General features: G+C 67.9%; 9 protein-coding genes. 8 read left to right on the plus strand and 1 reads right to left on the minus strand.

From position 1 onward, the window contains the following. Positions 1–3: 3 nt before the first annotated feature. The 7 genes from AB0A61_RS16505 to AB0A61_RS16535 all read left to right on the plus strand — a co-directional run bounded on the left by AB0A61_RS16505 (position 4) and on the right by AB0A61_RS16535 (position 4974). Positions 4–396 (plus strand): roadblock/LC7 domain-containing protein, encoded by a 393-nt coding sequence (locus AB0A61_RS16505; protein ID WP_361292185.1) that lies wholly within the window; start codon positions 4–6, stop codon positions 394–396. 3 nt (positions 397–399) lie between these two features. Then, entirely contained in the window at positions 400–789 is a 390-nt protein-coding gene (locus AB0A61_RS16510) for a DUF742 domain-containing protein (RefSeq protein ID WP_361292187.1), read from the plus strand. After that, positions 767–1390: an ATP/GTP-binding protein gene (locus AB0A61_RS16515; protein WP_361292189.1), complete on the plus strand. Its 624-nt coding sequence runs from the start codon at positions 767–769 to the stop codon at positions 1388–1390. The genes AB0A61_RS16510 and AB0A61_RS16515 overlap by 23 nt, the downstream gene beginning before the upstream one ends. Next, positions 1353–1967: a GAF domain-containing protein gene (locus AB0A61_RS16520; RefSeq protein ID WP_361292191.1), complete on the plus strand. Its 615-nt coding sequence runs from the start codon at positions 1353–1355 to the stop codon at positions 1965–1967. The genes AB0A61_RS16515 and AB0A61_RS16520 overlap by 38 nt, the downstream gene beginning before the upstream one ends. A 245-nt stretch (positions 1968–2212) precedes the next feature. After that, on the plus strand, positions 2213–2470 hold the full coding sequence (locus tag AB0A61_RS16525) for a PASTA domain-containing protein (protein ID WP_361292193.1): 258 nt from the start codon (positions 2213–2215) through the stop codon (positions 2468–2470). Between the two features lie 131 nt (positions 2471–2601). Further along, complete coding sequence (locus tag AB0A61_RS16530) at positions 2602–3429, plus strand: SAM-dependent methyltransferase (RefSeq protein WP_361292434.1); 828 nt, start codon at positions 2602–2604, stop codon at positions 3427–3429. 261 nt (positions 3430–3690) lie between these two features. Further along, positions 3691–4974 (plus strand): phosphatase PAP2 family protein, encoded by a 1284-nt coding sequence (locus tag AB0A61_RS16535; protein ID WP_361292195.1) that lies wholly within the window; start codon positions 3691–3693, stop codon positions 4972–4974. A gap of 26 nt (positions 4975–5000) precedes the next feature. Here the strand turns inward: AB0A61_RS16535 and AB0A61_RS16540 are convergent, their stop codons facing one another. Beyond that, complete coding sequence (locus AB0A61_RS16540) at positions 5001–5222, minus strand: hypothetical protein (protein WP_361292197.1); 222 nt, start codon at positions 5220–5222, stop codon at positions 5001–5003. 256 nt (positions 5223–5478) lie between these two features. Here AB0A61_RS16540 and AB0A61_RS16545 point away from each other — a divergent pair, with 256 nt between their 5' ends. Then, entirely contained in the window at positions 5479–6924 is a 1446-nt protein-coding gene (locus AB0A61_RS16545) for a gluconokinase, GntK/IdnK-type (RefSeq protein WP_361292199.1), read from the plus strand. The last annotated feature ends 209 nt before the right edge of the window (positions 6925–7133 follow it).

Below are 7133 nucleotides of genomic sequence, written 5' to 3' on the forward strand. Positions count from 1 at the left end.
ATCGTGGCGAGCGAAGACCTTTCCTGGCTGTTGACAGGTCTGGTGAACCGGGTGCCGCACACCCGAAGCGCCTTGTTGCTGTCCTCGGACGGACTGGTGAAGGCGGCGGAGGGGCTCGACAAGGACGCCGCGGACCAGTTGGCCGCGCTCGCCAGTGGGCTGTACTCATTGGCGCGCAGCGCGGGCCGGCGCTTCGACGACGGCGGTGACGTGCGACAGATAGTGACGGAGCTCAGCAGCTCGCTGCTGTTCGTCTCGGCCGCCGGGCAGGGCGCGGTGCTGGCGGTGCTGGCCGGACGCGACGCGGACGCGGCGGTGCTGGGCTACGAGATGGGCATGATGGTGAAGAGCGTGCGCCCGCACCTCGCCACGCCGCCCCGGCACCCGGTGGGGTAACCGATGACGCCGGTCCTCCCAGACGGACCGCTGATCGACGAAGCGGTCGGGCGGCTGGTCCGTCCCTACACCGTGAGCGACGGCCGGACCAGGGCCACGTCCCACTTCACGCTCGTGACCACGGTGCGGGCCACGGGCGTCCAGACACAGGGCACCTTCGGCCTGGAGCACGCGCAGGTGCTGGCGCTGTGCGAGAGCCCTGTGAGTGTCGCCGAGGTCGCGGCCCGGATGCAGGTGCCGGCCGCCGTGGTCAAGGTGCTGCTGTCCGATCTGGCCGAAGGAGGCGCGGTGGTCGCAGGTGATGCACCCACGCCGTCCCCGGACGGCCACTACGCACGACCGGATCGAGACCTCCTGGAAGCGGTACGCGATGGCCTCCTCAAACGACTGTGAGCCGCTGCTCGCCGAAGTCCTGCCGGTGGGAATCAAGGTTCTCGTCGCCGGCGGGTTCGGCGTGGGCAAGACGACCTTCGTCAACACGCTCAGCGAGATCGAGCCGCTGAGCACCGAGGAGATGCTGACCGCCGTCAGCGCGGCCACGGACCGGCTCGACGGAGTGGAGAACAAGGCCACCACCACGGTGGCCCTGGACTTCGGCCGGATCACGCTCAGTCCGTCCCATGTCCTGTACTTGTTCGGGGCGCCCGGACAGGAGCGCTTCTGGTTCATGTGGGACGAACTCTCCGAGGGAGCGCTCGGGGCGGTGGTCCTCGCCGACACCCGCAGGCTGGAGCACTCCTTCGCGGCGGTGGACTTCTTCGAGCGGCGCGGCATCCCCTTCGTCGTCGCCGTCAACGAGTTCGACGGCGCGCACCGCTACGACGCGGAGGAGGTGCGGACCGCGCTCGACCTCAGGCAGGAGGTGCCGGTGGCGCTGTGCGACGCCCGCGTCCAGAGCTCTGGCATCCGCGTGCTGCTCGAACTGATCCAGCACCTGATCACGACAAGGAGTTCCCATGGCAGCGACACCGCCCCACCCCTCCTCCGGGCCTGAGTCCGGGATCGCCGTGCGCCACCTACTCCTCCCCCCGGAGGACCCACAGGTGCGTACCCGATCCGAGCGGCTGCGCGCGCTGGGCATCGAAGCCCGTCCGGATACGGAACTCGACGCCTTCGCACGGGAGCTGGCACACCGTACCGGCGGCTGCTATGCCGGGGTCAACTTCTTCCTCGACGGCGACCGCCAGTACTTCGCAGGGTTGTACAGCGCCGCACAGGACACCCCGGTGCACGTGGGACCGCCGTTGCTGGAGGACCCGGTGCCCGGCCGCGTCATGCCCCGCGACATCGACATGGGCATCTGCCCGCACGTGGTCAAGCGTCGCCGGGCGCTGGTGCTGGAGGACATCCGGGACTTCCCGCGGTTCGCCGGAAACCCGGTGGTCGACGCGATCGGCGTCCACTCCTATCTGGGCGCACCGCTGATAGACAGCACCGGCGTGGTGCTCGGCACGATCTGCGTGGTCGACCAGGACCCGCAACCATGGGGGCGTAAGGGGCTGGAAACCATCAAGACCATGGCTGCGGAACTGGTCGAACGGCTCGAGGAGTCGGCGCGCCGTCGCAGCTGACCAGCGCTGCCGGACTCGCAAAACCCATCCATGGTCTGTGAGCCGCAGGTTCTGGGGAACGGCCGTCGACATGACGGGCGGGCGGGTCAGACACCGCATATAACAAGGGTGGCCGGCGCGGCCGTTGTGGTAGGGCAAGGTGAGGCTGGCATTCCACGGCGGCCTGGTCGATTTCGAGGCCGTTGGTGAGACCGCGCGGGTAGGTCGCCGTTCGCGGAGATGGTCGCGGTACGGGTCGACGGGGGATGGGCCGGTGTTGTGGCAGGGTCGGCAAGGTGTTGCAGGATGTGATCACCGGATCCCACGCCCCTGCTCGTCCCCGGGTCGCGGCACCCTCGCTGATCGGCGAGACGATGAACGAAATCCGATCGAGCGCCCAGGCAGCCGGCGTACGCGTCCAGTCCATCCGACACCGAGTGTGCCCTCACCCCGGCACGCCCGTCGGCCGCGTATGTGAGCAGACACCCTCGGCCGGCCAGGTGTCACGTCACGCCACCAGGTGACGAGGGCCTCGACCGTACGGTCGAGGCCCTCGTTGCGTGTGCGTAGCTGATTGTGATGCCCGGGCTTCGTGGGAAATTGGCCCGCTCAAGGATTGCAAACCGATGGTCAGCAGGCGATGTTGCAGGGGAGGATGGTCGCCATGACGGATGCAGGCTCCGCTATCGACCCCACCAAGCCCAGTATCGCCCGGGTGTATGACTACCTCCTCGGTGGCAAGGACAACTACGCCGTGGACCGTGAGGTCGGCGACGTATTCAAGCGTGACCTCCCTGGTTCGGTAGCAATCGCCTTCGCCAACCGCGCAGCCCTGACCCGGGCGGTCAGGGAGATCGCGACGACCACCGACGTACGGCAGTTCATCGACCTGGGCAGCGGGCTTCCGACCGCCGACAACGTGCACCAGGTCGCGCAGCGGCACGCGCAGGAGTCTCGGGTCGTGTACGTCGACATCGACCCCCAAGTACTGGTCCACGGCCGTGCACTGCTGAACGAGAACGACCGGACCCGGGTCATCTCGGCGGATGTGCGCAAACCCGAGGATGTCCGAACCCACCCGGACACCGTGGAACTGATCGACTTCGATCGCCCCGTCGCCGTCATGTTCAGCGCCATCCTTCATCACGTCAACGACGAGGAAGACCCGGCCGGGATCGTCCGCTACTGGCGCGACCATGTGCCCTCCGGGAGCTACTTCTTCGTCAGCCACTTCCGTTCCGGCAACAACGCGGAGACGGCGGAGGCCGAGGGAGTCCTTCAGCAGACTTTCGGCCGCGGCCGGTGGCGCAGCGACGAGGAGATCGAGTCCCTGCTGGACGGCCTGGAGATCCTGGATCCCGGGATCGTCGCCGCATCCCTGTGGCGTCCTGACGTGGTTGACGGCCCGTGGAGCAGCCGCGGCGAACGGGAGCTCACCGTCTGGGAGCGCCTCATCGCCGCCGGGCTGGCCCGGAAAGCCTAGGGCCACTCCGGCTCATGTGACCGGACCTTGGCACCACATGTGGTCGGCCAAATCCACCCGCACCGCTCCGGTAACATGATCGAACTCACGACCGAGTACCCTCACCGCTCGTCCTTCACCGGAAAGCCGTACCCCCCGGCGCGAAGAGTGATCTTTCAATTAAAAACTGACAAATTGGCCAAATAATTGATACCTATATCATCCCGGGTGTTTACACGAATAAGCTGCACCATAGAACTGGCGAGGCGTCAACCGCGGGCGATGTTTTGGGTTGCGGCGGGTGTGGCGGCCCTCGGATTCCTCATCGCGCTGGAGATCGCCGCGCGTCGGTACGGCCTGCCGGGGCCGATCACCAACCAGGCGAAAGAGGTGATATTCCCGCCCAAGTCAGGGCCGCTGCTGTACGCCAGTATGGCGTTGATGATGGTGGTGCTCACCTGGCGGCAACGGTTCATCGCGGCTGGTGTCGCGATCGGCATCGACGTCGCGTTCTTGTTGGTGCGGTTGGCGCTCGGCGCCAAGGTGGCCGGCGGCCACCCCTTCGGCAACGGCGCGTTGTGGGTGATTCTGGGCCATGCGGTCATCGCTGTCACGCGCCGCACGGGGCGGGAACGTGTGCTGCTGCTGAAGGGCGTCGGGCTGGGCCTGCTGCTCGTGGCCGGCCGCAAGACCGGCGATGCCTGGCTCCTCATCACGTCGAAGACCCGCCCGGTGGTGCTCGACCAGTACGTGGCAACCGCCGATCACGCGCTGGGCAACCCGTCGTGGCTGGCGGGCCGGATTGTCAGGGCCACCGGCCCGATCGGCGCCCACGTTCTGGACTACGTCTACGTTCAGCTTGCGGTGGCCGCGGTCGTCGTCGCGCTGTACCAGCTGCGTAACGTGGCGGTCGAGCGCCGCTTCCCGGGCCACCATCTGGTGCGCACCTTTCTGGTCATCGGCCTCCTCGGGCCGGGCATCTACATGATCTTCCCGGTGGTCGGACCGATCTTCGCCTACGGCGCCGACGGCGGGCACTGGGCGGTGGCCAACCTGTGGCCGGACACGCCGCCGCCGATCAACACCCCGCACCAGATGCCATTCAACGGGTTCACCCCGCGCAACTGCATGCCCAGCCTGCACACGGCGTGGGCCACGACGATCTTCGTCCATTCCCGCAAGGGCCCACGGATTCTGCGATTCGCAGGCGCGTTCTGGCTGATTGCCACGCTCGGCGTCACGCTGGGATTCGGCTACCACTACGGGGCGGATCTCGTGGCCGGTGTGGTCTTTGCGCTCACGATCGAGGCAGCATTGCGCTCGCTGGCACGTGGCTGGGATCGGTCAGGAACCCAGCTGGTCGCTTACGGTGCAACGGTCTTCGCTGCGCTCTTGGTGTCATATCGCTACCTGCCGACGGCAATGGCCGGACATCCGTGGGTATTTGGGCCGCTTCTCATCACGGCGATGACCTCAGTGGTCCACTTCTACGTACGGACGACCAAATTGTGGGAACTGGAAGCTGTGCCAGTGCGGCAACTGGAACCGCAGCCCGAACTCGTGTGACTCACGCCGCCGTTGACCACGTTGCATCACAGCAGTAGGGGAAGACTCACGAGTGCCGCGCCGCTCGCGCCGAGGGCTGCCAGGAGCGACGCGGGCCAGTTGCCCGACTGTGCGTACGTCAGCACGCCGGTCAGCAGTCCCGCCACCACCGCGGCTAAGAAAATGAACGCCCAGCGCAGCGACAACCGTTCCGGCGAGGGTGGTGGCGGGGGTGGTGGCGTCGGCGTGGGCGAGGTCGGTTCGGACATGCGGCTCTCCTGCAGCTGGGTCAGGACGGGACAAGGCAGCGCGGCATCACCGGAACATCTCGAATGAGTGACCACGGTACCCATGTGAGCGTGATCAGAAAAGGCTCCTGATATACGGCACCCGCTCGCCAAAGGGTCGCACGAGAGCAGTTGCGGCAAAGGTCGCGCTCCGGCGTGCGCCCGAGAGGCGCTCCTGCTTCTGTTCCCTATGGCAGGACAGCTGACCACGTTGACGCTGTGATTTAGCATTCCCGCCATGACTGGTCCCGAATTCGATCTGCCCGTGAGTTCCGAGGACGCGTTACGGGGCTCCACCGCGAAGGTGGTGGAACAACTGGGCTGTCAGATCGTGGAAGGCGGCAAGCCCCGCGACCACCACCTGACCGTGGACGCCGTCATGCACGAGTTCGGCGTCACCCGGCCCATGGCCCGCGAGGCACTGCAGGCACTGCATCAAAAGGGCCTGATCAACCTCCAGCCGCGGATCGGGGCCACCGTTCAGGCGCTGGAACGGTGGGACCTGCTGGACCCCGACGTGATCGCGTGGCGCCTGGAGGTGGCACCCGACAGCCAGATGCGGTCACTCACCGAGCTGCGGGAGGTGATCGAGCCCCGGGCGGCCAGGCTGGCCGCACTGAGCCGGTCCGCGGAGGTCTGCCACGACCTGACCAGCCACGCCCGTACCATGCTCGCCCTCAGCGTGGACCCGGACTTCGCACAGCGGCGGGAGGGAGCGGCGATCCGGCAGCGCTTCCGGGACGTCGACGCCGCCTTCCACCGCACCCTCCTCGCCGGCTCGCGCAACGAGCTGTTCCTGCGCCTTTCCCAGCCGTTCGTCATGGCGTTGAACCACCGGATCGACCGGGACTGGGCGGGCGCGCACCAGGAGTCGGCGGTCACGCCGGTGCGGGCTGCCGTCGGCGCCGACACCGTCCAGAGCTACCCCACGCGGCCCGAACCGATCGCCATGTGGCTGCACATGGGGCTTGCCTACGCCGTGGATCAGGGACTGGCGACGGCCGCCGAGGCCTTCGCGGAGGCCATCCTCGCCGAGATCCGAAGCGGTCGACTGCGGGATCCCGTCGTGCGCGACCGGCTGCGGGCGGGGCTGGAGCAGTTCAACGCCAACGGCCTGCCGACCGCTTACCAAGCCGGTTTCCAGGACGCCATGGCCGCGTTGATCCACTCCCGGCGCGCCCCCGTCGTCGTCATGGGTGTCAGCGGATGCGGCAAGACCACCGTGGGCCAGTACCTGGCGGAGTCGCTCAGGGTGCCCTTCGAGGAGGGGGACCGCTTCCATCCCGGACGCAACGTGGATTCGCTGGAGAACGGCATCCGTCTCGATGACCGCAGCCGCAGTCCGTGGCTGGCCGCCATCGCAGGCCGCATGCGGGTGGCGGGCCCGGAGGAAGGGCTGGTGATCACCTGCTCCGCCCTCAGACGCATCTACCGCGAGATGCTGCGGGTGGCCCGCCCCGACACGTTCTTCGTGCACCTGGCACTCGACCAGGACAAGGCCACTGCCCGTGTGGCGGGCAGGACGTCGCACTTCATGCCCGCCTCCCTGGTCGCCTCGCAGTTCGAGGACCTGGAACCACTGGACGACGACGAGGACGGGATGACCGTCGACGCGACCCTGCCGGTCGAACGGACCGTCGCCGAGGTCCACACCGAGCTGGCCCGGCGCATCAGGAGGCGCTGAGACGGCCTGCCCGCCACGCACCGCCCCGAGTCCCGCACCCGCACGTACCGCAACCCACCGCCGCACCTGCACGTCGCGCACCCCGCCGCCGCCCTCGCGCGTACCGCACCCGCGCGTACCGCACCCGCGCGTACCGCACCCGCGCGTACCGCACCCGCGCGTACCGCACCCGCGCGTACCGCACCCGCGCGTACCGCACCCGCGCGTAC

The sequence above is a fragment of the Streptomyces sp. NPDC046197 genome, from assembly GCF_040646295.1.
Lineage (GTDB): Bacteria > Actinomycetota > Actinomycetes > Streptomycetales > Streptomycetaceae > Streptomyces.